Annotated in this window: 25 protein-coding genes and 1 tRNA gene; 14 read left to right on the top strand and 12 right to left on the bottom strand. The window is 69.9% G+C overall.

All coding sequences use genetic code 11. The features are described from left to right. The first annotated feature begins 11 nt into the window (after window positions 1-11). Together BLTE_RS01390 and BLTE_RS01385 are read left to right on the top strand one after the other, a co-directional pair. Window positions 12-1820 (top strand): serine/threonine-protein kinase, encoded by a 1809-nt coding sequence (locus tag BLTE_RS01390; RefSeq protein WP_160140481.1) that lies wholly within the window; start codon window positions 12-14, stop codon window positions 1818-1820. 408 nt (window positions 1821-2228) lie between these two features. Further along, window positions 2229-2924 carry a Crp/Fnr family transcriptional regulator gene (locus BLTE_RS01385; RefSeq protein WP_126401984.1) on the top strand — a complete coding sequence of 232 codons (696 nt, stop codon included), beginning with the start codon at window positions 2229-2231 and terminating at the stop codon, window positions 2922-2924. Between the two features lie 11 nt (window positions 2925-2935). Here the strand turns inward: BLTE_RS01385 and BLTE_RS01380 are convergent, their stop codons facing one another. After that, complete coding sequence (locus BLTE_RS01380) at window positions 2936-3151, bottom strand: DUF1858 domain-containing protein (RefSeq protein ID WP_126396910.1); 216 nt, start codon at window positions 3149-3151, stop codon at window positions 2936-2938. 188 nt (window positions 3152-3339) lie between these two features. Between BLTE_RS01380 and BLTE_RS01375 the strand changes: the two genes are divergently transcribed. The 3 genes from BLTE_RS01375 to BLTE_RS01365 are packed head-to-tail and all read left to right on the top strand — an operon-like array spanning window position 3340 to window position 5010. Further along, complete coding sequence (locus tag BLTE_RS01375) at window positions 3340-3687, top strand: metal-sulfur cluster assembly factor (protein ID WP_244600070.1); 348 nt, start codon at window positions 3340-3342, stop codon at window positions 3685-3687. After that, on the top strand, window positions 3687-3926 hold the full coding sequence (locus BLTE_RS01370) for a DUF2249 domain-containing protein (RefSeq protein WP_126396906.1): 240 nt from the start codon (window positions 3687-3689) through the stop codon (window positions 3924-3926). Before BLTE_RS01375 ends, BLTE_RS01370 begins: the two co-directional genes overlap by 1 nt. Then, window positions 3892-5010 (top strand): hypothetical protein, encoded by a 1119-nt coding sequence (locus BLTE_RS01365; protein ID WP_126396904.1) that lies wholly within the window; start codon window positions 3892-3894, stop codon window positions 5008-5010. Before BLTE_RS01370 ends, BLTE_RS01365 begins: the two co-directional genes overlap by 35 nt. Before the next feature lie 82 nt (window positions 5011-5092). Here BLTE_RS01365 and BLTE_RS01360 read toward each other — a convergent pair. Continuing rightward, window positions 5093-5169, bottom strand: a tRNA-Met gene (locus tag BLTE_RS01360). A gap of 326 nt (window positions 5170-5495) precedes the next feature. On the opposite strand from BLTE_RS01360, the gene BLTE_RS01355 reads away from it, so the two are divergent. Together BLTE_RS01355 and BLTE_RS01350 are read left to right on the top strand one after the other, a co-directional pair. Beyond that, on the top strand, window positions 5496-6566 hold the full coding sequence (locus BLTE_RS01355; RefSeq protein ID WP_160140480.1) for a CHAD domain-containing protein: 1071 nt from the start codon (window positions 5496-5498) through the stop codon (window positions 6564-6566). 373 nt (window positions 6567-6939) lie between these two features. Continuing rightward, window positions 6940-7575, top strand: a complete 636-nt coding sequence (locus BLTE_RS01350; protein WP_126396900.1) for a 2-dehydro-3-deoxy-6-phosphogalactonate aldolase — start codon at window positions 6940-6942, stop codon at window positions 7573-7575. Window positions 7576-7637: 62 nt separating this feature from the next. Here BLTE_RS01350 and BLTE_RS01345 read toward each other — a convergent pair whose 3' ends face one another. Together BLTE_RS01345 and BLTE_RS01340 are read right to left on the bottom strand one after the other, a co-directional pair. Further along, window positions 7638-8135, bottom strand: coding sequence for a BLUF domain-containing protein (locus BLTE_RS01345; RefSeq protein WP_244600069.1), 498 nt, complete (start codon window positions 8133-8135; stop codon window positions 7638-7640). Window positions 8136-8150: 15 nt separating this feature from the next. Beyond that, window positions 8151-9785, bottom strand: coding sequence for a putative bifunctional diguanylate cyclase/phosphodiesterase (locus tag BLTE_RS01340; protein ID WP_126396898.1), 1635 nt, complete (start codon window positions 9783-9785; stop codon window positions 8151-8153). Between the two features lie 256 nt (window positions 9786-10041). On the opposite strand from BLTE_RS01340, the gene ettA reads away from it, so the two are divergent. Further along, a complete protein-coding gene (ettA, locus tag BLTE_RS01335; RefSeq protein ID WP_126396896.1) occupies window positions 10042-11697 on the top strand; it encodes an energy-dependent translational throttle protein EttA in 1656 nt (551 codons plus the stop codon). Between the two features lie 272 nt (window positions 11698-11969). On the opposite strand, the gene BLTE_RS01330 is transcribed toward ettA, so the two are convergent. Further along, complete coding sequence (locus BLTE_RS01330) at window positions 11970-12842, bottom strand: universal stress protein (protein WP_126396894.1); 873 nt, start codon at window positions 12840-12842, stop codon at window positions 11970-11972. A 334-nt stretch (window positions 12843-13176) separates the two neighbouring features. Here BLTE_RS01330 and BLTE_RS01325 point away from each other — a divergent pair, with 334 nt between their 5' ends. The 6 genes from BLTE_RS01325 (at window position 13177) to BLTE_RS01300 (ending at window position 18821) form a co-directional block, all read left to right on the top strand. Beyond that, window positions 13177-15963, top strand: a complete 2787-nt coding sequence (locus BLTE_RS01325; protein ID WP_126396892.1) for an HAD-IC family P-type ATPase — start codon at window positions 13177-13179, stop codon at window positions 15961-15963. 195 nt (window positions 15964-16158) lie between these two features. Further along, a complete protein-coding gene (gene tsaA / locus BLTE_RS01320) occupies window positions 16159-16632 on the top strand; it encodes a tRNA (N6-threonylcarbamoyladenosine(37)-N6)-methyltransferase TrmO (protein WP_126396890.1) in 474 nt (157 codons plus the stop codon). Next, window positions 16629-16973: a DUF2293 domain-containing protein gene (locus tag BLTE_RS01315; RefSeq protein WP_126396888.1), complete on the top strand. Its 345-nt coding sequence runs from the start codon at window positions 16629-16631 to the stop codon at window positions 16971-16973. Before tsaA ends, BLTE_RS01315 begins: the two co-directional genes overlap by 4 nt. Window positions 16974-17206: 233 nt before the next feature. Beyond that, window positions 17207-17521 (top strand): hypothetical protein, encoded by a 315-nt coding sequence (locus tag BLTE_RS01310; RefSeq protein ID WP_126396886.1) that lies wholly within the window; start codon window positions 17207-17209, stop codon window positions 17519-17521. 80 nt (window positions 17522-17601) lie between these two features. Then, on the top strand, window positions 17602-18549 hold the full coding sequence (gene prmB, locus BLTE_RS01305; RefSeq protein WP_126396884.1) for a 50S ribosomal protein L3 N(5)-glutamine methyltransferase: 948 nt from the start codon (window positions 17602-17604) through the stop codon (window positions 18547-18549). After that, window positions 18546-18821, top strand: a complete 276-nt coding sequence (locus BLTE_RS01300; protein WP_126396882.1) for a hypothetical protein — start codon at window positions 18546-18548, stop codon at window positions 18819-18821. The genes prmB and BLTE_RS01300 overlap by 4 nt, the downstream gene beginning before the upstream one ends. 4 nt (window positions 18822-18825) lie before the next feature. Here the strand turns inward: BLTE_RS01300 and BLTE_RS01295 are convergent, their stop codons facing one another. The 7 genes from BLTE_RS01295 to BLTE_RS01265 all read right to left on the bottom strand — a co-directional run bounded on the left by BLTE_RS01295 (window position 18826) and on the right by BLTE_RS01265 (window position 26362). Continuing rightward, complete coding sequence (locus BLTE_RS01295) at window positions 18826-19161, bottom strand: Na+/H+ antiporter subunit G (protein ID WP_126396880.1); 336 nt, start codon at window positions 19159-19161, stop codon at window positions 18826-18828. Window positions 19162-19252: 91 nt separating this feature from the next. Next, the gene (locus BLTE_RS01290; RefSeq protein ID WP_244600068.1) at window positions 19253-19483 is read right to left on the bottom strand and encodes a K+/H+ antiporter subunit F; all 231 of its coding nucleotides are present in this window, start codon (window positions 19481-19483) and stop codon (window positions 19253-19255) included. 32 nt (window positions 19484-19515) lie between these two features. Then, the gene (locus tag BLTE_RS01285; RefSeq protein ID WP_197723255.1) at window positions 19516-20028 is read right to left on the bottom strand and encodes a Na+/H+ antiporter subunit E; all 513 of its coding nucleotides are present in this window, start codon (window positions 20026-20028) and stop codon (window positions 19516-19518) included. Then, entirely contained in the window at window positions 20025-21548 is a 1524-nt protein-coding gene (locus tag BLTE_RS01280) for a monovalent cation/H+ antiporter subunit D (RefSeq protein WP_126396877.1), read from the bottom strand. The genes BLTE_RS01285 and BLTE_RS01280 overlap by 4 nt, the downstream gene beginning before the upstream one ends. After that, window positions 21545-21874, bottom strand: a complete 330-nt coding sequence (locus BLTE_RS01275; protein WP_126396875.1) for a Na+/H+ antiporter subunit C — start codon at window positions 21872-21874, stop codon at window positions 21545-21547. The genes BLTE_RS01280 and BLTE_RS01275 overlap by 4 nt, the downstream gene beginning before the upstream one ends. After that, a complete protein-coding gene (locus BLTE_RS01270; RefSeq protein WP_483189279.1) occupies window positions 21865-24705 on the bottom strand; it encodes a monovalent cation/H+ antiporter subunit A in 2841 nt (946 codons plus the stop codon). The genes BLTE_RS01275 and BLTE_RS01270 overlap by 10 nt, the downstream gene beginning before the upstream one ends. Window positions 24706-25429: 724 nt before the next feature. Beyond that, entirely contained in the window at window positions 25430-26362 is a 933-nt protein-coding gene (locus tag BLTE_RS01265; RefSeq protein WP_126396871.1) for a hypothetical protein, read from the bottom strand. Window positions 26363-26530 lie beyond the last annotated feature (168 nt).

Raw genomic sequence — 26530 nt, 5'->3', positions numbered from 1 at the left:
AGACCGTCACGATGACGAAGATCGGCCAGTACGAAATCTCCGGCCTGCTGGGCCAGGGCGGCATCGGCCAGGTGCATCTGGCCGTCGATACGGTGCTGGGCCGCGAGGTGGCGATAAAGTCGCTGCGGCCGGAGCTGATGAACGACGAGAACTTCGCCAAGCGGTTTCGCGCCGAGGCGACCAGCCTCGCCAAGCTCAACCACCCCAACATCACCACGCTCTATGCGCTGCTCACCGAGCATGGCGGCCTGCACATGGTGATGGAGGCGGTGCGCGGCGCCACCCTCGAAGCCATCCTCGCCAAGCGCGGCGGCAGGCTCGACATGGCAACCGCGATCGACCTGATCGCCCAGGCCGGCGATGGGCTGTCCTACGCCCATTCGGCCGGCGTCATCCACCGCGACGTCAAGCCGGCCAACCTGATGGTGACCAGCAGCGGCGTGCTGAAGATCATGGATTTCGGCATTGCCCGCGTGCAGGGCGGCAACCGGCTGACGCGCGACGGCAGCATCATCGGCACGCTGGCCTACATGGCGCCCGAGCAGTTGAAGGGCGCGGAAGGCGACCAGCGCTCGGACCTCTACGGCCTCGCAACCGTGTTCTACGAAATGCTCACCGGCGCGACGCCGTTCCGGGGCGCCACCGATTACGAGCTGATGCAGGCGCAGATCAGCCAGACGCCGTCGCGCCCGAGCAGCCTCGGCGCCGGTGCCGGCGGGCCGCTCGACGCGGTCATCCTCAAGGCGCTCGAGAAGTCCCCCGACCGGCGCTTTCCCGACGTCGCAAGCTTCATCGAGGCAGTGCGCGCCGCCGCCGCCGAACACGGCCGCCGCCAGAGCCTTGCCGCGATCCTGGACCCACGGACACAGGCAGCGTCCGTCAAGTCTTCGGCCAATTCGCCGGCATCCGGCACCACCGGCCGCTTTGGAGGTACGCGAGCCCGGATCGCGGCGATCGCGCTTGCCGCCGTCGCCATGGCTGGCGGTGCTGCCGCCGTCCTGCTGTGGGATGACGAAACCTCGCCGTCCTCCCGGCAATCCCCCCAGTCGCCGTTCCAGACCCGCGCACCGGCCGGCACGCCAACCGCAGCGCCCCGCGCCGGACAGGGCGTCTACACCCCGGGTTCGAGCGCGTCGCCGAGCCAGGCCGACAGGCTCAGGAACGAACTGTTCATGAAGCCGGGCGGCACGTCGAGGACGCAGGCGCCCGAGCGCGGGCTCGCCCCGGCCAACAACCCGGCCAATATTGCGCCGCGGTTCGGCGGCAAGGGGCTCGAGATGCAAATGGAGTCCGGCTCCGACGCGGAGTCCGACTCCGCAACACGCCCACCACCGGAACCCGAGGGCCATCTCGCCGACGCCGAGATCGCCTATGGCGAGAAGGATTATGACAAGGCGCTCGCCCTCGCTTTGCCCTGGGCGAAGCAGGACAATCGCGACGCACAGTTCCTGGTGGCGAAGCTCTACGAATTCGGCCGCGGCACCGAGAGGAACATGGCCGAGGCATTCCGCTGGTACCGACGCGCCGCCGAGAAGGGGCACGCCAAGTCCGCCTATCGCGTCGGCGCGTTCTACCAGCAGGGCTGGGGCGGCGTGGCGGTCGATCTCCAGCGCGCGCTCGAATGGTACACGCGGGCGGCGGACGCCGGCGACATGGAGGCCACCTACTTCCTCGCCCTGATGTACTACAAGGGCGAGGGCGTGGCGCAGCCGGACAACGGCAAGGCGTTCGAGCTGTTCTCGCGCGTGGCGCAGAGCACGTCGCCGAAATCCGCTGCCGCCCGGAAGAACATCGAAGCGATGCAGGGCGGTCATCAATAGGCCTTCAAGGCTTGAAGGCCTGAGCGGTCATACCCGGGGCGGCTGGTCGCCCTGTCGCCGCTCCGTTCCTTGTACGCCGAATCCGGAACCTCCACCCGATACGAGCGACGCAAGCCGCACGTCGTGGGCTTCGCCGGCCTCGCCGCGGCAACCATCCGGTTCCGATGAATGTCGATGGGACCGGGAGCCGTTTCCACAACAGCGGCAGCCGGTCTTGCCGGCGAGAATGCGAAAATTCAAAGCCCTGGCGCGCCGGATCCGATGCCGTCGGATCGGATCGCGAGCCAAAAGGGCATGCGGCGCTGTTGAACCGCGTCATGCCGGGCGCCACCCTGTAGACTGGCGTGCCGGCTCCGCGGGTCGAAAAATGTGCCACGACCCAGAGCGGCTGTCGGATCGGAGGAGATGTTGGCGAGCCTGGACCGGACGCTGATCGCGAACCTTCCCCTGTTCGCCGGCCTCGCGCCCGAACACCTCGACGCGCTGCTGCGCGAGGCCCAATCGGTGCGATATCCCAAGGGTGCGGCGGTGTTCCACCAGGACGCCGAGGCCCACGCCTTCTTCGTGCTGCTGCACGGGCATCTGCGGGTGTTCAAGCTGACGCCGGACGGCCAGCAGGTGGTGGTGCGCTTCGTCGTGCCGGGCGAGGTGTTCGGCGTCGCCATGGCGATCGGCCGCACCGCCTATCCCGGCACGGCGGTGGCGGTGGTGGACAGCATCGCCCTGCAATGGCCGTCGGCGGCGTGGCCGCGGCTGGTGGCGGCGCATCCCGAACTCGCCGGCAACACGCTGCAGACGGTGGGCGCACGGCTGCAGGACATGCACACCCGCATCGTCGAGATGTCGACGCTGGAGGTCGAGCGCCGCGTCGCCCACGCGCTGCTGCGCCTCGCCCAGCAGGCCGGGCGCAAGGTCGAGACCGGGGTGACGATCGATTTTCCGATCTCCCGGCAGGACATCGCCGAGATGACGGGCACCACGCTGCACACCGTGAGCCGCATCCTCAGCGCCTGGGAGGCGCGCGGCCTGGTCGAGAGCACGCGCCAGAAGATCACGCTGCGCCAGCCCCACCAGCTGATGATGCTGGCCGAAGGCAGCTTCTGACCCCACCTCCGTCACGGCGGCGCGTCCTGGTGAACCGCCACCGCGGCATCGAGGGCGGCGAGCACCGGCGGCAGCGCCAGCCCGTGCTCGCGGCACGCCTCCTCGACACTGTGGAAGCGGGCGATCGGACACCCCACGCAATGCATGCGGTGATCCAGGAACACCCGGATCGTTGCCGGCGCGCGGCCCATCACGTCGGCCACGGCGTGCCAGGGCTGAACGGCCATCGGTCCTCCGCGGCGAAGCGCCATTGATGCGCGGAGTTCTAGGCCGCAGGCCCCGCCCGGTCTTTGTGCCCGGACAAACCGGCGCGACCACGCCGCGCAATCGTTGCCGAGTTTGCGCCCCGACAAAGAGCCGCCCGTCCCGCTTCGTCATGGTGGCGACCTCTCCAGCGAGGTGCGCCGTGTCGAACGTGACGTCCCCCCTCTCGTCTCCCCCGTCCGCTGCGCTCGATCCCGAGATCCTCGACTGCCTCACCGCGGTTGTCGATCCGGAGATCGGGCTCAGCGTGGTCGACCTCGGGCTGGTCTATCGCGCCAGCCGCACCCCCGACGCCATCGAGGTCGACCTCACCCTCACCGCCCAGGCCTGCCCGCTCGGCGACATGATCGTCGAGGATGCCCGCGCCGCCCTGCGGCGGCGTTTCGCCGACGCCCCCGCCATCGATGTCGCCCTGGTCTGGGAGCCGGCCTGGAGCCCCGACCGCATCACCGATCGCGGCCTGACGCTGTTGGGCCGCGCACCGAGGAACCAAGCCTGATGACCACCGCCGCTTCCGCCATCATCGATGTCCGCACCCTGACGCCGGGCACCTGCCGCAACACCCTCGTGCGCACCCTGGAGGAGCTGGAGCCCGGCGCGGTGCTGACCATCGTCAACGACCACGACCCCCAGCCGCTGCGCACCTATCTCGATCTGTCGCATCCCGACCAGTTCGCCTGGGATTATCTGGAGGATGGCCCCGATGTCTGGCGCGTCCGCATCGAGCGCACCGCGTGAAACCACGCGCGCAACCTCGCCGACGAGCCGGATCCCGTTTCGCATCGCCCTGCTCGGGCTCGGCGCGCTCGCCATGCTCACCGGGCTCTATGGCGGGCTTTTGCGGCTCGGCTGGGCGCTGCCGCCCGGCGAGCGGCTGGCCGAGCTGCACGGGCCGCTGCTGGTGTGCGGGCTGTTCGGCACGGTGATCAGCCTGGAGCGCGCGGTGGCGCTGGGGCGCGATGCGGCATATGCGGCCCCGGCTTTTGCCGCGCTCGGCAGCCTGAGCCTGCTGGCCGGCCTGCCGCCCGCCTTCGGTGCCCTCGCCTACGTGCTCGCCGCCGCGGCGCTGTCCGCCGCGACGCTGGTCATCACCACCCGGCAGCCGGCGCTGTTCACGGCAACATTGTCGCTCGGTGCGCTGTCCTGGCTCGCCGGCAACCTGCTGTGGCTCGCCGGCCGGAGCGTGCCGGACGTCACCGGCTGGTGGCTCGCCTTCCTGATTCTCACCATTGCCGGCGAACGGCTCGAACTCAGCCGGCTGACCGCGCCCAAGCGCGGCAGCGTGGCGCTGTTCGCCCTCGCCGTTCTGCTGCTGCTCGCCGGTGTGGCCTATGGCATCATCGACAGGCGCGGCGCCGCGATGACCGGCCTTGCCCTGACCACGATGACCGCCTGGCTGGCGCGCCACGACGTGGTGCGCATCACGCTGCGCCAGACCGGCCAGACCCGGTTCATGGCGGCGTGCATGGCTGCCGGCTATGCGTGGCTCGGTGGTGCCGGCGTGCTGCTGCTGGCCGCGCCCCCGGCCACCGCCACCTTCGGCTATGACGCGGCGCTGCACGCCGTGCTGGTCGGCTTCGTGCTGTCGATGGTGTTCGGCCACGCGCTGATCATCCTGCCGGCGGTGGCGCGGGTGCGCCTCGCCTATCGGCCGATCCTCTACGTGCCGCTCGTCGTGCTGCATGCCTCGGTGGCGCTGCGCGTCATGGGCGACATGCTGGCCTGGCCGGATGGCCGCGCCTGGAGCGGGCCGCTGACCGTCGTCGCGCTGCTCGGCTTCGTGGCAACGCTGGCCGGCACGGCCGCAGCCAGACGCGTCTGACGCAAGCTGTAGCGCACCCCCCTCGGCGGCGAGGCCGAGAGTCAAAAAGCCCACCGTCTCACCGAGACGGCGGGCTTTTTGTTGGTTGCGGGGAGAGGATTTGAACCTCTGACCTTCAGGTTATGAGCCTGACGAGCTACCGGGCTGCTCCACCCCGCGACAGGGGCGCTGCGACTCCGTAAGAGCGGCGGCGCGCCGGTTATCTAGCAACTGCCCCCCGCAAAGGGAAGGCCGCGGCACGACATTTTTGTCATATCATTGTTGCCAAAGCCGGCGAGGGAGAGCGCGAGACGCCACCGGACAGGCCCGCAGCCATCGATGCGGGGGCCGGGGCGGCCGGCAGGTCATTGATTTCGCGTATGAAATTCTCCCCTCCCGAAAATGCCCGGCACGTTGGCAACGAAACTGCACCGGCGACCGGGCCGGCGACAAAGGTGGGGACAGCGCGTGAACCGCCGCCGGCAGAGCGCAGGGAGCAGGAAAATATGGCCAAGCGCATGCCGGATGCGGAGGATGCGGCGGCTGGCGAGCTGTCGCGCGCGCTGATCGCCGGCGTGGAGGACGCCGCCGCCACCCTCGAATCCGGCCGCCACCGCGACGATGTCGCCATCCACGAGTTCCGCAAGGCGATGAAGCGCCACCGGGCGCTGCTGCGGCTCACCGAGCCGCTGCGCGGCGAGGCGGCCAAGGCCGAGCGCCGCGAGGCCGGGGCGCTGGCGCGCCGGCTGTCCGGCGCCCGCGACCTCACCGCCGCGCGCGAGGGGCTCGACGACCTCATCGACAAGAAGCTGATTCGCCCCGATCTCGCCGCGCCGGTGCGCGAGGCGCTGGAGGCGGCGCGCCGGGCCAGCGAGGCGGCGAGCCTCGACACCACGGTGCGCGCCGACGTGCTGGCCTTCCTCGGCCGCGCCCGGGCGGCGGCCGCGCGAATCGCCGAGGCCGACCTGCCGCTGCGCGCGCTGATCGCCGGCCTTGCCCGGGGCTTTCGCCGCATGGTGCACGCCGCGCCGCAGGACTGGTCGGCGGCCTCCGCCGATTCGCTGCACGAGCTTCGCAAGGCGGCGGTGATCCATCGCTACCAGATAGAGCTGGCGCTGCCGCTGTGGCCGCGGCCGATCGAGGTGTGGATCGACGAGGTGCAACGGCTGCGCGATCGGCTGGGCCAGGGCCAGGATCTGGAGGCGCTGAGCCACTTCCTGGCCGGCGCGCCGCGCCTGCTCGATGCCGGCCGGCACGCCCGCCTGATGGCGGCGATTCGCACCCGCCAGGGCCAGCACGTCGCCGCCGCCGAGCAGCAGATGGCCCGGCTCGCCGCCGAGCGGCCGCACGCCTTCGCCGAGCGGCTGCTCGCCTATGCCGGCGCGCACCGGCTGACGGCGCCCCGACCCCACACGCCGGCCCCTGCCCCGGCCGGCCCGGCGGCGGACACCCCCGGCCACACCCCGGCCGACACTGCTCCCCGCAAGCCTCGGCGGCGCGGCGCGGCGAAGCGGACCCCCGGCGCGAAAGACCAAAGCCGGCAAACCAACGGGTCCGCCGGTGATTCGTCACCGTAAAGACGGCTGCGATCATCGACGTGCCGGCGGCTGGCGCGGACATCCCAGGATGAGCCGCCGGCCGGCAGAAATGCGACCGCGCGCAACCACTTGCCGCATCGCACCCGGCGTTGAGGATCGTGTGACCACGAGGCGACGTGCCGGACAGGAAATGCTAGGAACGACTCTGCGATATTGTCGGGACTTCCGGAGCGGAGCGGCCGCCATCGATTGACAGGCGTCCGTTTGCACTCGATTGGAGCGCGATGAGCTTACGCGCCTTTGCCTGGAGCGATCTGCTGCGCGTCCGCCGCCGCGCGGCGCGGCGTTTGCGGTGCATCGGCTTTGCCGCCTGCACTCTCCGGCAAGCGCCGAGCTTTGTGAGGACGATGACATGCCTGTGACATTCGATGCGGCATTGGCCGCCTGCCCGCTGGTCGCGATTCTGCGCGGCGTGACCCCCGACGAGGCGGTGCCGATCGGCAAGGTCCTGGTCGATGCCGGCTTCAGTGTCATGCAGGTTCCGCTCACCACCCCCGATGCGCTGAGCAGCATCCGCCGGCTGGTCGATGCGTTCGGCGACACCACGGTGATCGGCGCCGGCGCCGTTGTGAGCGAGCGTCAGGTGGCCGATGTCGCGCGCGTCGGCGGACGCCTGGTCGATTGCCCGAGCTATGATGAGACCGTCGTCCGCCTCACCAAGAAATACGGCCTGACGCCGATGCCGGGCGTGGCGACGCCGAGCGAGCTGTTCGCCGCCACCGCGCTCGGCGTCACCACGGTGAAGCTGTTCCCGGCGGAGATGATCCGCCCCGAGGTGGTGAAGTCGCTGCGCGTGGTGGTGCCGCCCTCGATCAAGCTGATCCCGGCCGGCGGCATCACGCCGGAGAGCATGGCGGCCTATTTCGCGGCCGGTGCCAACGGGTTCGGCCTGGGCGCGGCGCTCTACGCCGCCGGGCGCTCGCCGGCCGAGGTGGCCGAGCGCGCCGCCGCCTTCCATGCGGCGCTGGCCGATCTGCAGATGGCGTGAGACGGGTTCGCCGGCCGTTCAGCCGGAAGCCGCAAGAGCGCGCGGGGCAGCCGCCGGCACGCTCACGCGCGCAAGGGATCGCGCAAAGGATCGCGTAGGAGATTGAGCCGTCCCGCGGCGGCTTCCTCCTCCACCGCGATGGCGCGCATCACATTGTAGATATGCTCGCCGTCGAGCCGCGCCGCCTCGAACCCCGTCGACTCGCCGATATGGGCAAACAGGCTCTGGCCCTCGCGCGAGCGCCCGAGATAGCCCATCGACCATGACGGGAAGCCGCGCGCCTCGGCGCGGTCGAAGCCGAGCACCTGGATGTTGCCGTGGCGCTCATCGCGGAGAATCCGCTCCATGGTCGCTTCCACATGGTCGCGCGCGCCTTCCAGCACCTGGGCGAACATGCCGGCATTGAACACCAGCGCCCCGGTGATGCCGACGCGGGCATTCAGGCGCCGCGATGTCGCCAGGATCGCCTCGATCTGCGCCGCGACATCCGGCGGCGAGCCGAGAATGCGGTTCCGGCTGCAATAGACCAGGCGGTAGAGATCGGGTTCGGCGGCCATCATTGCGGTGGTCCTGGCTCACGTCCCGGCGGGACTGGCGCTGTGTTCGCGCATGACATCGGCAATCCGGTCGGCCGGCACCGGCGGGCTGATCAGATAGCCCTGCACGTCGGTGCAGCCGGCGGCGGCAACGCGGTCGAACTGCTCGGCGGTCTCGACGCCCTCGGCGATGGTGGCGATGCCGAGGCTTCGGCCGAGCGCCGAAATGGCCCGCACGATCGCGGTCGCACTCGTGTCGTTCGGCTGGACCCGGACGAAGGTCTGGTCGATCTTGATCTTGTCGAACGGAAAGCTGTGCAGCCGCGACAGCGACGAATAGCCGGTGCCGAAATCGTCCATCGACACATGCACGCCGATCCGGCGCACCATGCGCAGCACGTCGAGCACGGAGCCATCATCCTTCAGCAGCACGCTCTCGGTGATCTCCAGCTCCAGCCGGCGCGGATCGAGCCCGCTCTCCCCCAGCGCCGACAGCACCACCGGCACGAGGTTGGAGGCGCCGAACTGCGCAGCCGAGACATTGACCGCGACGCTGAGCGGCCGCTCCCAGCCGGCGGCCTCGCGGCAGGCGGTGCGGATGACCCACTCGCCGATGGCGCCGATCAGGCCGAACTCCTCGGCGAGCGGAATGAACACCGACGGCGGCACGACGCCGTGCCGGGGGCTGTGCCAGCGCAGCAGCGCCTCGAAGCCGGTGATCTCGTGCGAGGCGAGATTGAGCTGCGGCTGATAGAGTAGCACGAACTCGCGCATCGCCAGCGCGCGACGCAGATCGAGCTCCAGCCGCCGGCGCGTCTGCACTTGGTCGTCCATCGCCGCTTCGAAGAAGCGGAAGGTGCCGTGGCCGGCGTCCCGCGCCCGGCACAGCGCCAGGTCGGCGCCCCGCAGCGTCAGGCTGCCGTCGCCCTCGCCCGCCGGCATCAGCGCTATGCCGACATTGACCGGCGTGTTGAGCAGATGGCCCTCCACCACATAGGGACGGCCGAGCAGATCGATGACGCGGTCCGCCAGCGCCGCGGCCGATTGCGGCTGCGGCCGGCCGGCCTGGATCAGGCCGAACTCGTCGCCGCCGAAGCGGGCGGCGAGATCGTCGGGGCCCAGCACCTGCCGCAGCCGGTCGGCCACCAGACGCTGCAGCGCGTCGCCCACCGGATGGCCGAGCGACTCGCGGATATCCTTGAAGCGGCCGAGGCCGATCGTCAGCACCGCGACCGCCCCCGCCTTGGCGTCGCGCCGGGCCGCGAACTCGGCCAGCCGCTCCTGGAACATCAGCCGGTTGCCGAGGCCGGTCAGGGGATCGATGCGCGCCAGATCGGCCACCCGCTTGGGATCGACGCAGCCGCGCACGTCCTCGGCGCTCACCAGGAGCCCCTGGGCAAGGCGCGCAGCGGCCAGACGCACCCGCCGGCCGCACGCAAGCTCGATCTCGCGCGGCGCGAGATCCTCGCCCCAGCCCTGCAGCGCCTCCGCCCGGGCGCAGGTGCCGAGCAGCTCGCGAAAGCGCGGGGTCTCCAGGAGGATCCGGCGGTCGGCGCCGATCACCGCGACGCCCACGGCCAGCGCGCCCAGCGCCTCCAGCGCCAACGCGCCGGGCGCCTGTGCGCCGGCGGCGTCGTCGGCTGAAATCGGTCCTGATGAGGCTGCCAGAGCCATTGGCGCGCAATCCCGATCGGCTGTTGGGGGGGCAATCGACCAGGTTCGACGTAAACCCAGGAGTCTTTCCAGGCGGTTGCGCGCAAGCCCGAATTTTCGCGGATGCGAAGACGGTCCGTGGCCGGCGCGCCCGGCGCCACCCCGCCCGCGCCCACCCGTTGCCACCGGCAGGGCGCTCGACTAGAACGGCCGCAATTCCCTGAAACGCCAGAAAGGGCGGCATGGCCTTGACCACGGCCTGACCGCAGCAATCGACATGAACGGACGTCAATTCATCTACCACATGCGGGGTCTGTCCAAGACCTATCCCGGCGGCAAGCAGGTTCTGAACAACATCAATCTGTCGTTCTACCCGGATGCCAAGATCGGCGTGCTCGGCGTCAACGGCGCCGGCAAGTCGACGCTCCTGCGCATCATGGCCGGCATCGACACCGAATATACCGGCGACGGCTGGGTGGCCGAGGGCGCCCGCGTCGGCTACCTGCCGCAGGAGCCGCCGCTCGATCCCTCGCTCGACGTGCGCGGCAACGTCATGCTCGGCGTGGCGGCGAAGAAGGCCATCCTCGACCGCTACAACGAGCTGATGATGGACTATTCCGACGAGACGGCGGAAGAGGCCGCCGCGCTCCAGGACAAGATCGACTCGCAGAATCTGTGGGACCTCGAGTCCCAGGTCGAGCAGGCGATGGACGCGCTGGGCTGCCCGCCGGACGACTGGGCGGTGGACCGGCTCTCGGGCGGCGAGAAGCGCCGCGTCGCGCTCTGCCGCCTGCTGCTGGAGCAGCCCGAGCTGCTGCTGCTCGACGAGCCGACCAACCATCTCGACGCCGAAACGGTGAACTGGCTGGAAGGGCACCTGCGCAGCTATCCCGGCGCCATCCTCATCGTCACCCACGACCGCTACTTCCTCGACAACGTCACGAGCTGGATTCTCGAACTCGACCGCGGCCGCGGCATCCCCTATGAGGGCAATTATTCCTCGTGGCTGGGGCAGAAGCAGAAGCGGCTGGAGCAGGAATCCCGCGAGGACGAGGCGCGCCAGCGCACTTTGGCCCGCGAGCAGGAGTGGATCGCCGCCTCGCCGAAAGCTCGTCAGGCCAAGTCGAAGGCGCGCTACCAGCGCTATGACGAGCTCTTGGCCAAGGCCTCCGAGAAGGCGCCGACCACCGCCCAGATCGTCATTCCGGTGGCCGAGCGGCTCGGCAACAACGTCATCTCGTTCAAGGATCTGTCGAAGGCGTTCGGCGACAAGCTCCTGATCGACGGCCTCTCCTTCGAGCTGCCGCCCGGCGGCATCGTCGGCGTGATCGGCCCCAACGGCGCCGGCAAGACGACGCTGTTCCGCATGATCACCGGCCAGGAGCAGCCGGACGCCGGCACCATCACCGTCGGCGAGTCGGTGAAGCTCGGCTATGTCGACCAGAGCCGCGATTCACTCGACGGCAAGAAGACCGTGTGGGAGGAGATCTCCGGCGGGCTCGACATGCTGCAGCTCGGCCGGCGCGAGGTGAACTCGCGCGCCTACTGCTCGGCCTTCAACTTCAAGGGCCCCGACCAGCAGAAGAAGGTCGGCCAGCTCTCGGGCGGCGAGCGCAACCGCGTCCACCTCGCCAAGATGCTGAAGTCCGGCGCCAACGTGCTGCTGCTCGACGAACCGACCAACGACCTCGACGTCGACACGCTGCGCGCACTGGAAGAGGCGCTGGAGGATTACGCCGGCTGCGCCGTGATCATCAGCCACGACCGCTGGTTCCTCGACCGCATCGCCACCCACATCCTGGCCTTCGAGGGCGACAGCCATGTCGAGTGGTTCGAGGGCAACTTCGAGGACTACGAGAAGGACAAGATGCGGCGGCTCGGCACCGACTCGATCATGCCGCACCGGCTGAAGTACAAGAAGTTCTCGCGCTGAGCGGCGCGCTGGCGTCTCGGCGCCCGCGGGCGTGGACGCCGGTTTTTCGGAAGGCGCCCCCCACCCCTGACCCCTCCCCGCCATTCGCTACGCTCATGGGGGGAGGGGAAAGACGACGCTCTTCTCCTCGAACCAGAGCTTGAGATCGACGCCGCACCCTTCTCCCCTCCCCCCGCTTGCGGCGGGGAGGGGTCGGGGGTGGGGGGACACATTCGCCGCATAAGCCGAAGAGCAGGCCACGCGGCGCGTTCGTGTCCGCGATCCCGCAGCGATCAGCCGGACACCGTGTCGGCCATCGGCGGAATGGCCAGCACGTCGCACTCGGCATTGCGCAGCACCGCCTCGGCCACGCTGCCGAGCAGCGCCTTGGCGAGGCCGGTGCGCCCGCGCGTGCCGACGATCACGAGGTCGGCCCCGACCTCCCGCGCCATCGCCTGAATGGCCGCGGCAGTGCTCGCCTGCGCCAGCCGGGTGATGATCTGAGCCGGCTCGACCGGCATCTTGGCCAGACGCGCGTGCAGCTCGGCCGTGACGTCGCGCTTGACCTCGCCGACATGCAGATCGATGTCGGCCGCGGCCACCGCCGCGCGCTTCATCAGCCCGGTCTCCGGCGCGTCGAAGGCATGGCCGATGGTGATCGGCACCTTCGACAGCGCCGCGATCCGCGACACCACGTCGAGCGCATGCATCGCGCTGTCGGAAAAATCGACCGCCGCCAGCGCGTGCCGGTAGGGCGCGGCGGGCACGGCATTGGCCATCAGCACCGGCGCCGCGCACGCGCGGATCACCCGCTCGGCGGTGGTACCGACGAACACGTCGCGCAGAAGCTGCCGGCGGTGCGGGCCGAGCACCAGCAGCGGATAGCCGCCCTCGCGCACGACCTGGAGAATGCCGGCGAACGCATCGCCCGTCGTGATGTGGTGGGCGCATTCGACGCCGTCGATCTCCTGCAGCGAGCGCGCCTGATCGGCCAGGATCCGCTCGGCGGCGGCGCACTCGGCCTCGATCACCGCGCGCGGTTGATCGTCATCGACCACGTGCACCAAGGATAGCGAAGCTCCGCTCGCCCGCGCCAGCAGCAGCGCACGGCGGACGGCACGATCCGACCGCGGCGAAAGATCGGTGGCCACCAGAATCGTCTGCATTCCATCGAACTCCTTTACGGCACCTTGGCGACAGCACTTGATATCAGGCTAGGCCGTATCCATTTCCTTGGCTTGATCGATGTCAATCCCCGCCGCACCTGTCGAGATCGTCTATCGTAAACTCAAGATTTATCGAGTGTTTTCGATACGTTGAGGTGATTTCGATGCCCTGACACGCGCGCTCGCCCGATCCGCCCGCCGCACCTTGAGCCGCTGTTCGAGACCCACCGCGCAGCGGACCTTCCCGGACCCGGCGGGTCGCGATCCTGCAATCTGGGACCCAACGCGCCTGCAGCAGAAGAAGGCGCCTGCAGCAGAGGAAGGCAACCGCGTCATGAGCCAGGGCGACGAGAAGCGGGACAACAACGACCGGGGCAACACAGACCGGCTCAGCACCGCCCCGGGCGGCGCCGCCACCCCGAATTGGCACGCGATCGAGGCCCCCGAATGCCTGGCGCAGCTCGCGAGCGGCAGCGACGGGCTCTCCGCGGCCGAGGCGGCTTCGCGCCTTGCCGCCGACGGTCCGAACCGCCTGCCCGAGGCGCCGCGGCGCGGGCCGCTCGTGCGCTTCGCCCTGCAGTTCCACAATCTTCTCATCTACGTCCTGCTGGCCTCGGCGCTGGTGTCGCTGCTGCTCGGCCACCTGCTCGATTCCCTGGTCATCCTCATCGTCGTCGTGCTCAACGCGATCATCGGTTTCCTGCAGGAGGGCAAGGCGGAACGCGCGCTCGATGCCATCCGCGCCATGATCGACCCCAAGGCGACGGTGCTGCGCGAGGGCGCGCGGCGCACCGTCGCCGCCGACGAGGTGGTGTGCGGCGACATCGTGCTGCTGGAGGCCGGCGACCGCGTGCCGGCCGACCTGCGCCTGCTGCGCAGCCGCAACCTGCGCATCGACGAGGCGATCCTGACCGGCGAATCCGTGCCGGTGGAGAAGACCACGGCCCCGGTGGCGGAGGTCGCCCCGCTCGCCGAGCGCACCGCGATGGCCTATTCGGGCACCCTCGTCACCGGCGGTCAGGCGAGCGGCGTCGTGGTGGCGGCGGGCGCGGCCACCGAGCTCGGGCGCATCAGCCGCCTGCTCGGCACGGTCGAGGAGATGAAGACGCCGCTGATCGAGCAGATGGACCGGTTCGCCCGCCAGATCACGCTGGTGGTGCTCGGAATCTCCGCCGCCGCCTTCGTGTTCGCGGTGCTGCTGCGCAGCTACGACATGGAGGAGGCCTTCATGGCGATGGTCGGCCTCGCGGTCGCGGCGATTCCCGAAGGGCTGCCGGCGGTGATGACCATCACCCTGGCGGTGGGCGTGCAGCGCATGGCCGAGCGCAACGCCATCATCCGCCGCCTGCCGGCGGTGGAGACGCTGGGCTCGGTGTCGGTCATCTGTTCCGACAAGACCGGCACCCTCACCCGCAACGAGATGACCGTGCAGGCGGTGGTGACGGCGGAGGCGAGCTACGAGGTCGGCGGTGCCGGCTACATCCCGGCCGGCGCCTTCACCCGCGCCGGCATCGAGGTCGACCCGGCGCAGCAGGCGCCGCTGGTCGATCTGATCCGCGCCGCCGTGCTCTGCAACGATGCCGAGACGCGCCAGACCGAGATGCAGCCGGCGGACGCGGCATGGCTGGTCGACGGCGATCCCATGGAAGGGGCGCTGGTGGTGCTCGGCGCCAAGGCCGGGCTCGACGTTCCCGCCTTGCGCAAGGCCATCCCGCGCACCGACGAGATTCCGTTCGATGCCGCCCACCGCTTCATGGCGACCCTGCACCACGACCATGAGGGCAACGCCTTCATCGTCGTCAAGGGCGCGCCCGAGCGCCTTCTCGCCATGGCCCACGCCGCCCGCACCCGGGACGGCGACCGGCCGATCGACCGCGAGATCTGGAGCGCCCGCGCCGACGACCTCGCCGCCCAGGGCCAGCGCGTCCTGGCCTTCGCGGTCAAGCCGGCCGGCGCCGGCCAGCAGAGCCTGACCTTCGCCGATGTCGAGGACGGCCTCGTGCTGCTCGGCCTCGTCGGCTTCATCGACCCGCCGCGCGGCGAGGCGGTCGCCGCGGTGGCCGAGTGCCAGTCCGCCGGCATCCGGGTGGTGATGATCACCGGCGACCACGCCATCACCGCCCGCGAGATCGGCCAGCAATTGGGGCTGGCGCGGGCGCCGGTGGTGCGCACCGGCGATGAGATCGACCGGCTCGACGATGCTGACATGGCGCGGGCGGTGCGCGACACCACCGTGTTCGCCCGCACCACGCCCGAACACAAGCTGCGCCTCGTCAGCGCCCTGCAGGCGCAGGGGCTGACGGTGGCGATGACCGGCGACGGCGTCAACGATGCGCCTGCGCTCAAGCGCGCCGATGTCGGCGTCGCCATGGGCTGCAAGGGCACCGAGGCCTCCAAGCAGGCCGCCGAGATGGTGCTGGCCGACGACAATTTCGCCTCGATCGTCACGGCGGTGAAGGAGGGGCGCACCGTCTACGACAATCTGCGCAAGGTGATCGGCTGGACGCTGCCCACCAATGGCGGTCAGGCCATCACCATTCTGGGCGCAGTGGCGATGGGCTGGACCCTGCCGATCACCCCGGTCCAGATCCTGTGGGTGAACATGGTGTCGGCGGTGGCGCTGGGCATGACGCTGGCCTTCGAGCCGGCCGAGCCCGGCAGCATGTCGCGCCCGCCCCGCCGGCGCGACGAGCCGCTCATCTCCGGCGAGATCGCCTGGCAGATCCTCCTGGTGACCATGCTGTTCGCGATCTTCGCCTTCGGCATGTTCTTCTGGGCCGAGCAGCGCGGCCTGCCGATCGAGGAGGCGCGCACCATCGTCGTCAACACCATCGTGGTGCTCGAGATCTTCTATCTGTTCAATGTCCGCTACGTGCACGGCTCCTCGCTCACCTGGCAGGGCGTGCTCGGCACGCGGGCGGTGCTGATCGGCGTCGGCGCCACCGTGATCGCCCAGCTTGCCTTCACCTATGTGCCGGCGTTCAATGCGGCCTTCGAGACGCGGCCGATGTCGCTGCTGGACGGCGCCGTCATCCTCGGCGCTGGTGTGCTGCTGCTGATCGTCATCGAGGCCGAGAAGCTGCTGCGCAGGGCGGTCGCCAATGCCCGGACGGGTGGTTGATACGGTTTCCGGCCTTCAAGGCCGGAGAACCGTATTCCGGTCGCCGAAAATCCCGTTATCGCGAGCCTCTTGCGGAACTGGGATTTTCGGCGAGACCGTTTCCGGCATCCCGAAGGGATCAACCGGAAACCGTATGACGCGTTCGTGGCTGAGGTCTTCTTCGCGAGAGCGGGCGCCGGATCGGCGGGAGGCATCATGACGGCAATCTTCGACTCCACCCTCCGCGACGGGGAGATCGGCATCGAGCTGCCGGAGTCGTTCGACGCCGGCCTCTATTTCATCGGCACCATCCGCACCCCCTTCCTGCGGCGCGAGGATTGCCCGCGAAGCGGCGCCGACAGCGACGCGCTCTGCACCATCGAGGTGTTCGAGCGCTTCGCCGACGCGCTGCTCGGCATCGAGGCCCACGCCGAGTTCGACGTGCTCTATTGGCTCCACCGCTCGCTGCGCACGGTGATGGTGCAGCGGCCGCACCACCGGCCGGATCCGCGCGGCGCCTTCGCCCTGCGCTCGCCGGTGCGCCCCAACCCGATCGGCCTGTCGGCCTGCCCGCTGGTGAAGGTGGAGGGGCGCTTTCTCACCGTGCGCGGGCTGGATTGCCTGGACGGCACGCCGCTGATCGACCTCAAGCCGCATCAGGCGGATGCCGGCCGGCGGGCCGGACCATGAGCGGCGCGGCCGGCACCCGCCGCCAGCGCGCCCTGCGCAAGGCGATCCGCGAGCTTGCGCCGCACATTCCGCTGGCCGATGCCGAGCCGATCTTCCGCGAGGCGCTGTCGGCGCCGACGCTGCGCAGCCTGCCGCCCTCCATCGCCGTGTGGCTGGCCACCACCGCCCACATCCGCCACCGCCACACCGATTATGACGCGCTGCTCGCCGACGGCTACGACCGCGACGCGGCGCGGTTTTTCGTCGTCGACAGGATGAACGAAATATTAACGCAGTGGGGCGCGACCCGGCTGGTCGATCCGGAAGTCGAAGACACTGAAATCGAGCAGTTTCCGGCCTGATTGCGACCGCCCGCAAGCACGGGCGCCCTGATTTCGCGCGAATTTTGGCGTTATTGCAACCGCCGAGCGGCGAGCAGGCGTCCGTGTCCATGCGCCACATCCGCAACACCACGCCGTGCGACCGGATCCCGCCGATCTGCCGATGTTTTGGCGCAATTGATCGTCAAGACTCGAGCCATAGACTTGACGGCTCGGAAGCGGCGGTGCCGCTCCCGCAGCGCATGGAGGTCACCATGACACGCACGTTCTCGACCCTCGCCTGTGCGGGGCTGGTCGCCGCCGCCACCATGGCCGCAGCGCCCGCTCCGGCCGAGGCCTATTACCGCGGTGGCGCGGTGGCCGCCGGTGCGGTGATGGGACTCGCCGCCGGCGCCATGATCGGGGCGGCCGCCGCCAATGCCGCGCCGACCTACTACTATCCGGCCCCGCCGCCGCGCCGCGTCTACTACTACGAGCCGGTCGAGGCGCCGGTCTGCTACATGACCAAGCGCCGCGTCTGGGTGGAAGGCTATGGCTGGACCGTCCGCCGCATGGAAGTGTGCGAGTGATCCAACCCCACGGCTGAGCGCGGCGGCGGCAGCGACACGCGGCTCTTGCGTCCGCCCCGCCGGGCGGCTATCGGGCTGATGTGACCGACAGCACCGCCGACACCGACGCCGAAGACCTCCTGACCGTGCGCGACCTCGTGCGCTGCGCGGTCAGCCGTTTCAATGCCGCCGGCATCTCCTACGGCTACGGCACCGAGACCGCGCTCGACGAAGCGGCGTTCCTGATCCTGGAAGCGCTGCATCTGCCGATCGACGACCTCTCGCCCTGGCTCGATGCCCGGCTGACGCGGGCCGAGCGGCGCCGGGTGCTGGAGCTGATCGAGGCGCGGGTGGCCACCCGCATGCCCGCCCCTTATCTCGTCGGCCGCGCCTATATCCAGGGCGTGCCGTTCGCGGTCGACCCGCGGGTGATCATTCCGCGCTCCTTCATCGGCGAGCTTCTGTTCCGCACCGACCTGATCGGCCCCGACGGCGCCCTGATCGCAGATGTCGGCGCGGTCGAGCGCGTGCTCGATCTGTGCACCGGCTCGGGCTGCCTCGCCATCCTCGCCGCCCACGTCTTCCCGAACGCGATGATCGACGCGGTGGAACTGTCGGCCGATGCCGCCGAGGTCGCTGCCCAAAACATCGCCAACAGCGGCTTCGCCGACCGCATCACCCTGTTCCGCGGCGACCTGTTCGCGCCGGTGGCCGGCGCGCACTACGACCTCATCCTCACCAACCCGCCCTATGTCGATGCCGAGGGCATGGCCGGCCTGCCGCTGGAGGCCGCGCACGAGCCGCAGATGGCGCTCGACGGCGGCGCCGACGGGCTCGACATCGTCCGCCGCATCCTGGCCGAGGCGCCGGCCCATCTCGCGCTGTCGGGCGCGATGATGTGCGAGGTCGGCCGCGGCCGACCGGCGCTGGAGGCTGCCTTCCCCGATCTGCCGCTGTTCTGGCTCGATACCGAGACCAGCGAGGACGAGGTATTCTGGCTGCGGGCGGAGGATTTCACGCCGGCCACGACACGCGGCCGGCTGCCGTGACGGCGCGGCTGGCGCGGGCCGGGCTGCTTGCGGCCATGGTCGCCGCGTCCGCCTTGCCTGCCGCGGCCGGCGAGGATGCCGAGATGCGCCAGCGCCCGCCGGCCGAGCGCAATTCGCGCACCGCCGGCTGCATCGCCCGAGTCACCCAGCAATACGCGCCCCCTGCCGATGACCGCGATGACCGCGCCGCGCCGGAGCGGCGCACCGATGGCCTCCGCCCCGCCGAGCGGCTCGGCGCCGCCGTCTACGCCCGCTGCGGCCTGCCGCGCTGATCTTTCAGGTTTCGGAGGGGTCTTGTTGGGCCGGCGGCTCCGCCTGCGGCGCGCGCTCGCGCTCCTTCAGCGCCGCCTTGGCGATCATGTGGGCGCTCACCGGCGCGGTGATGAACAGGAACAGCACGATCGTCAGGTCGCGCAGGCTCACGCCGTCGCCTTGAGCATTGAAGTGGATCATCGAGCCCACGACCATCGCACCGACGCCGAGCGTGGTGGCCTTGGTCGGGCCGTGCAGGCGGGTGAACAGATCGGGCAGCCGCGCCAGCCCAACCGCGCCGAGCAGCACGAACGCCGCCCCGATCAGCACCAGCGCCGATGTCAGCACCTCGGTCAGCATCGCGGATTCGCACTCCTGCGCATCATGTTCCAACGCGTTGTTTCAGCATGATGTTCTCGCAAAACCGGTTCCCGGATTTGCGCATCATGCCCTATTCGATCACATCGCCGCTGAGGCGGAACTTGCACAGCGCGGCGGTGCCGACGAAGCCCATCATCGCGATCAGCAGCGCCGCCTCGAACGAGATGGCGTTGCCGAACAGGATGTCGAACAGGATGACCAGGGCGATGGCGTTGATGGCGAGCGTATCGAGCGCCAGCACGCGGTCCATCACGCCTGGGCCGCGCAACAGCCGCCACAGCGTGAGCGCGATGGCGGCCACGACCAGTCCCACTGCTACGGGCACGACGACGGCTAGCATGCGAAGGCCTCCCGCAGCGGCGCCTCGTAGCGCCGCTTGATGGTGTCGACGAGCTGCTGCGGATCGGTGTCGTCGAGCGCATGGACGAACAGGATCCAGCGCTCACGGTCGATCTCGATCGAGACCGTGCCTGGCGTCAGCGACACGATGCTGCCGAGAATGGTGGCGACGAAGCCGTCGCGCAGATCGAGCGGCACCTCGACGAAGGCGGGATGCAGCCGATGGAGCGGCCCGACGACGCGGCGCGCCACCGCGAAGTTCGCCACCACGATGTCGGCCAGCACCGTGCCGGCGAGGCGCAGCGCCGCCAGCGGCCGCGCGAGGCGCGGCCGGTCGGGCCAGAATGCGGCGGTGAGCCGCGGGATGGCCAGCGCGACGACCGCGCCGAGCACGAACTGGCCGGGCGTGATCTGCGGCGCCAGCGCGAGCCACAGCCCCAGGATCATCAGGCTGAGCACCGGCGCCGGCACGAGAGCGTGCAGAACGGACATCGGAAACCCTGTCATGGCCGGCGCTCGCGGGCAGTGGCGGGATCGGCGCCGAGCACGGCTTCGGAGGCCGCGGGCGAGCGGAGCTGCATGGCGGTGGCCCGCGCATAATCGGCCACCGGTGCGGCGAACGCCACCAGCAGCGGGCTCGCCGCCAGCATCGTCAGCATGGCGAGCGCCGGCAGGCCGAGCCGCGCCTCGGCGGTGGCGGCGGGCGCCGGCTTCGCCTCCCAGAAGAACACGCTGGCGGCGCGCGCCAGCACCAGCGCCGGCAGCAGGCTCGAGGACAGCAGCGCCGTCCACGCAAGGGGTCCGAACGGGGCCTCCTGGATCGACCGCAGGATCATCAGCTTGGCGAGGAAGCCGGAGAGCGGCGGCACGCCGCTGATCGCCAGCGCAAACACCAGATAGGCGGCCCCCAGCGTCACCGCCCGCGTGGCGGTCTGGCCGGTGCGGAAGCCGTCGCCCGCCTCGCCGCGCGCACTCGCGATGCGCCCGGCCAGCAGGAAGAAGCCGCCGGCCACCAGTGTCGAATGGACGAGATAGAACAGCGCCGCGGCGATCGCCTCGATGCCGGATGCGGCGATCGCCGCGAGCAGCGTGCCGGTGGAGACCACGACGAGGCTCGCCACCACCACGGCCAGCCGCCGCGCCGCCAGCGCGCCCAGCGTGCCGGCGACGATGGTGGCGATCGCCAGCGGCATCAGCCAGGGCTGCAGCAGATCGGCGGTGACCGGCGCACCGGCGAAGCTGGCGCTGGAGACCCGCAGCAGCGCATAGACGCCGACCTTGGTCATGATGGCGAACAGCGCCGCCGCCGGCGCGACCGCCGCGCCATAGACGCTTGGCAGCCAGAACGACAGCGGAAACAGCGCCGCCTTGAGCGCGAACACCACCACCAGCAGGCTCGCGGCCGTGCGCACCAGCGCCTGATCCGCCGCAGGCACGCGGGCCAGCGCATGCGCCATATCGGCCATGTTGAGCGTGCCCAGCGTGCCGTAGAGCAGCCCAAGCGCGATCAGGAACAGCGCCGAGCCGGTGAGGTTGAGCACGACATAGGCGAGGCCGGCATTCGCCCGCGCCCGGCCGTTGCCGTGCACCAGCAGGCCGTAGGAGGCGAGCAGCAGCACCTCGAAGAAGACGAACAGGTTGAACAGGTCGCCGGTGAGGAAGGCGCCGTTGAGGCCGGCGATCTGGAATTGGAACAGCGCGTGGAAATGGCGGCCCAGCGCATCGGTGCCGCCGCTGGCATAGATCAGCGCCGGCAGCGCCAGCGCCGCGCACACCGCCACCATCAGCGCCGAGAGCCGGTCGAGCACCAGCACGATGCCGAACGGCGCCGGCCAGTTGCCGAGCGCATAGACGTCGATCGCGCCGGTGCCGGCGTGCCGCAGCAGCAGTGCCGCAACCGCCATCATCATCAGCGCCGCGGCGAGCGAAACGGCGCGCTGCGCAACGAGCCCCGCGCGCTCCAGCGCCAGACAGGCGATGCCGGCGGCGAGCGGCAGCAGAATCGGGATGATCGCAAGATGGCTCATGTCGGGTCGCCGCCGTCGAATCCGTCACGGCCGCTCTCGCCCTTGGCGCGCAGCGCCAGCGCGACGAGATAGGCCGTCATGCCGAAGCTGATGACGATGGCGGTGAGCACCAGCGCCTGCGGCAGCGGATCGGTGTGGCGCGGAACGCCCTCGACCAGCAGCGGCGGCGCATTGGCCACCAGCCGGCCGCTGGCGAACAGCACCAGATTGACCGCGTAGGACAGCAGGGTGAGGCCGAGCACGACGGAGAAGGTCTCCGCCCGCAGCACGAGATAGAGGCCGCAAGCCGTGAGCAGGCCGATGCCGGCGGCGACGATCAGTTCCATGGTGCCGGCTCCTGCGTCGCAGGTTCTCGCGTCGCAGCCTCCCTTGTCGCACCCTCGGCGGCAAGCTCGCGCCGGCTCAGCGCCCCGAGCTCGGTGAGCACCAGCAGCGTGCCGCCCACCACCACCAGATAGACGCCGAGATCGAACAGCATGGCGGAGGCAAGCTCGACATCGCCGATGAGCGGCAGATGGACATGGCCGTGCGCGCTGGTGAGGAAGGGCGCGCCGAACAGCCAGCTCGCAAGGCCGGTGGCCCCGGCGATGGCGAGGCCCGCCGCGATCAGCCGCGGCTGGTCGAGCGGCAGGCGGGCGCGGCCGAAATCGATGCCGCAGGCGATGTACTGCAGGATCAGCGCCACCGAGGTGACGAGGCCGGCGATGAACCCGCCGCCCGGCAGATTGTGGCCGCGCAACAGGATGTAGAGCGAGACGGCGAGCGCCAGCGGCAACAGCGGCCGCACCAGCATGGCCAGCATGATCGGGTGGCGGTCGGCCTCGCGTTCAGCGCTGCCGGCATAGGGGGCGAGCCGCAGGCCGCTGACCAGCGCGTGCGCGCCCAGCGCCGCCATGGCCAGCACGGTGATCTCGCCCAGCGTGTCGAAGCCGCGGAAATCGACCAGGATGACATTGACCGCGTTGGCGCCGCCGCCGCCCGGCACGGCGTTGGCGAGATAGAAGTTCGAGATCGTCTCGAACGGCCGCGTCAGCATGGCGTAGCTGAGGGCGGCCACCCCGCCGCCGGCAAGCCCGGCGATCGCCATGTCGCGCAACCGGCGCCCGCGCGGCTCGGCCGTCTCCGCCCGTGCCGGCAGGAAGCGCAGCGCCAGCAGCATCACCACGATGGTCACCACCTCGACCGAAATCTGCGTCAGCGCCAGATCGGGCGCCGACAGCAGCACGAAGGTCATCGACACCACGAGGCCGACCACGCTCATGAAGATGATGGCGAGCAGGCGCTGGCGGTGACAGGCGACGACGCCGAGGCAGCCGGCTGCGAGCGCGGCGAGGCCGGCCAGCGCCAGCGCCTGGACCAATGGACCCGCCGGCGCCCCGGCCGCCCCGCCGGCAAGCGCGAGGCCGTCCGGATGCGCCGACCAATAGGCCCACAGGCCGAGCGCGATCGCGAACACCAGGAGCGGCGCGAGATAACGCCGCGGTGCGCCGCTGTCGACGAGCGCCATCACCCGCGCGGCTGCGGCTGTCATCGCCTGATAGACGCGCTCGAACGCCACCGGACTCTGAAGATCGGGCAGATAGCGCTCGTGCAACTCGAACAGGAAGCGCCGGTTGAGGTAATAGACGATGCCGGCGGCCAGCGCGACGAAGCTCATGACCAGCGGCAGGTTGAAGCCGTGCCAGACCGACAGTTTGAACGCCGGCAGGTTGCCGAGAAGCGCCGCGCCGGCGGCGGCATCGAGCAGCGGGCCGACCGAAAGCTGCGGCGCGACGCCGACCGCGATGCACAGCAGCACCAGGATTTCGACCGGGAAGCGCATCCAGCGCGGCGGCTCGTGCGGCGAGCGCGGCAGGTTGATCGGCTCGCCATTGAAGAACACGTCGTGGATGAAGCGCGTCGAATAGGCGACCGACAGCGTGCCGGCGATGGTGGCGAACACCGGCAGCACCCAGGTGTGGGCGCCGAAATGCGGGTGCTCGATGGCCTCGGCAAAGAACATCTCCTTGCTGAGGAAGCCGTTGAGCAGCGGCACGCCGGCCATCGCCCCCGCCGCGACGATGCCGAGCGTCGCGGTGTAGGGCATGTACTTGAACAGCCCGTTGATGCGCCGCATGTCGCGCGTGCCGCATTCATGGTCGATGATGCCGGCCGCCATGAACAGCGACGCCTTGAACACCGCGTGGTTGATGATGTGGAACACGCCGGCCACCACGCTGAGCGGCGTATCGAGGCCGAACAGCAGCGTGATCAGCCCGAGATGGCTGACCGTGGAATAGGCCAGAAGCCCTTTGAAGTCGTGTTTCAGCAGCGCCACATAGGCGCCGTACACGAAGGTCGCCGCGCCGACCGAGCTGACGAGGCCGAACCACAGCTCGGTTCCGGCCAGCGCCGGGTGCAGGCGCGCAAGCAGGAACACGCCGGCCTTCACCATGGTCGCCGAGTGCAGATAGGCCGAGACCGGGGTCGGCGCGGCCATCGCGTTCGGCAGCCAGAAATGCAGCGGAAACTGCGCCGACTTGGTGAAGGCGCCGAGCAGGATCAGCACCAGCGTCGGCGCATAGAGCGGATGGGCGCGGATCTGCGCGCCGCGGGCGAGAATGTCCGACAGTTCGAACGAGCCGGCGATGTGCCCGAGCAGCAGAAAGCCGGCGAGCATCGCCAGCCCGCCGCCGCCGGTGACCGCCAGCGCCATGCGCGCGGCGATGCGCCCGTCATGCGCCTCGTACTTGTAGGCGATCAGGAGGAAGGAGGTGACGCTGGTGATCTCCCAGAACACCAGGAGAAGCAGGATGTTCTCGGACAGCACGATGCCCAGCATGCCGGCGGCGAACACCAGCAGCAGCCCCAGGAACCGCCCCATCCGGTCCGCCACCGGCAGATAGTAGCTGGCATAGAGGACGATCAAGAGGCCGATGCCGAGAATGAGCAGCGCAAACAGCAGCGACAGCCCGTCGAAGCGGAAGGCGAGGTCGAGCCCCCACTCCGGCAACCAGGACCAGGAGGCCACCACGACCTGACCGGACAGCACGCCGGGCGCCAACGGCGCGAGCAGCGCCAGCGCCCCAATGAGGGCTGCCGCCGCGGTCTGCGACGCACGCACACGCCCGAAACGCGCGGCGACGGGCGCGAGCGCTGCGCCCGCAAGCAGGGCCATCAAGGCCAGGACAATCAGCACCGACATCGCTCAGCCCGTTGGCGATGCTCGGGAACATTGGGAAGCGTAGATTCGGCTCCCATGAGCCGGCCGGGCCTCGCCATCCAGAGCATCCGGCGCAGAACCGGCAGCCGGATCCGCGAGATAGGGTGTGCGAACTCAAGGCGTTGGAACTTCCGCTCCAATTCGATCAAGCCGCCACCCCTCCAATTCCGGATCGATTTGTAGTGAATTGGAGCTGGATTGCCAACTCCAATCGGCCGTCGCGGGTAGTCTTGTGAAATCGCGCGCGCCGCGCCGGGTGATCTGGCGGCGATGGTCGGAGCATGACGGGAGGCGGAGGCGGCGCGGGCCCAACGCCAGCCGAACCGCACGGCCTCGGCGCGATGCAGATCGGTCCGGGCGAACCGGCGGGGGCCAGGTGTCGTCACCGCGGGGCAATCGGCGAGGCTGGTCGGCCATGCGGTTGGTGCGAGATCGAGCCGGCCCCGCCGGAATTTCGGGCTCCGGTCGCCCGAACTCACGGCGCCGCATGGCGCGCCACGACCGTTCCCGCCACCCCTATCGGATCAGCCGGAGGCCGTCCGAAACGTCAAAGCCCGCGCGGCACGTTCACACGGCCGACGCGGGCTTTGGGGAGGTCGTCATCCCACGCCGGACGCGGGCTCGCGTGGGCGCAGGCGTTGCGTGGAATCCGGACCCGACGGCCGGATTCCGCCGCGCATCAGAACGAGATGCCGAGCTTCAGCTTGGCGTCGTACTGGCTGAAGTCCACGAGGTTGAGGTCGCCCATGGCAATATAGTCCTCAGAGGACTTCTCGTTGCCGCTGACCTGGACCGCCAGCGCGCCCGACAGCGCGACGTTCTCGCTGAGCGCCCAGAAGAAGGTCGGGCCGATATACCAGCCATCGCCCTGCGCGTGGTCGAACCAGGCGCCGGCATAGGCCTGCCGGTAGCTGCCCTCGACACCGACGAAGAAGTTCTCGGAGGCCTGCAGGGTCAGCGCCGCCGAGGTGATGAAGGCCGACTCCTCCTCCTGCGGCGTCACGTCGATCCACGCCGCCTCGTGGACGAAATTGAGGGCGAAGAACACCCGGTCGGGCACCAGCACCGTGTCGAACAGCAGCTTCATGGCGAGGCTGGTCTCGTCGTGATTGCTGGTCTCGTTCGCAATGCCGTTGGCGAAGCGCGTGCGCTCCTTCACCCGCGCCCAGCCCGGCTCGACGACGAACGTCATGCCGAAGCCGGTCTGCGCGCGGCCGAGCAGCTTGAACTTGGCCTCGATGGAGGCGCCGAGCGCGTCGCTTTCGGTACGCGCCACCCCGTCATTCGTCTCCTCATAGGAGTTGCCGAACACGACCGCAGGTCCGATCTCGACACACGGCACCAGCCCGTAGGACAGCTGCACCTTGCCGTCGGTCGACATCGCCCGGCCCGACCGAACGCCGAAGCCGCCGCCATATTCGATGCCCAGCGCCAGCGAGCCCGGCGTCGCCACATCGGTGCCGCTCGAGAAGCCGAAGATGTCGGGATTGACCTCGGTCGTCTCCTTGCAGAGCTGCGGCTCCGCAGCGGCGACAGGCGCCTTGCCCTTCAGATCCGCCGCCACAGCCGGCCCCGCCTGCAGGCCGAGCGGCAGCGCCGCGGCCGCAGCCATCACGATCAAACCCCGAATGCCCATCTCGCAACACCCCAGTTTAGAACTGTTATAGTGTTACATTTTACGGCGACGATAGGTCAGCGGCAATTCCGTCCCGCCGTCCCGCGCCTGAAATTGCGAACCGTTCGCTTAAATAGCGATGCCTGTTGCGACCGCGCAACACTT

The sequence above is a fragment of the Blastochloris tepida genome (genome assembly GCF_003966715.1).
Classification (GTDB): Bacteria; Pseudomonadota; Alphaproteobacteria; order Rhizobiales; family Xanthobacteraceae; genus Blastochloris; species Blastochloris tepida.
This window is presented reverse-complemented; position numbering and strand designations above follow the sequence as displayed.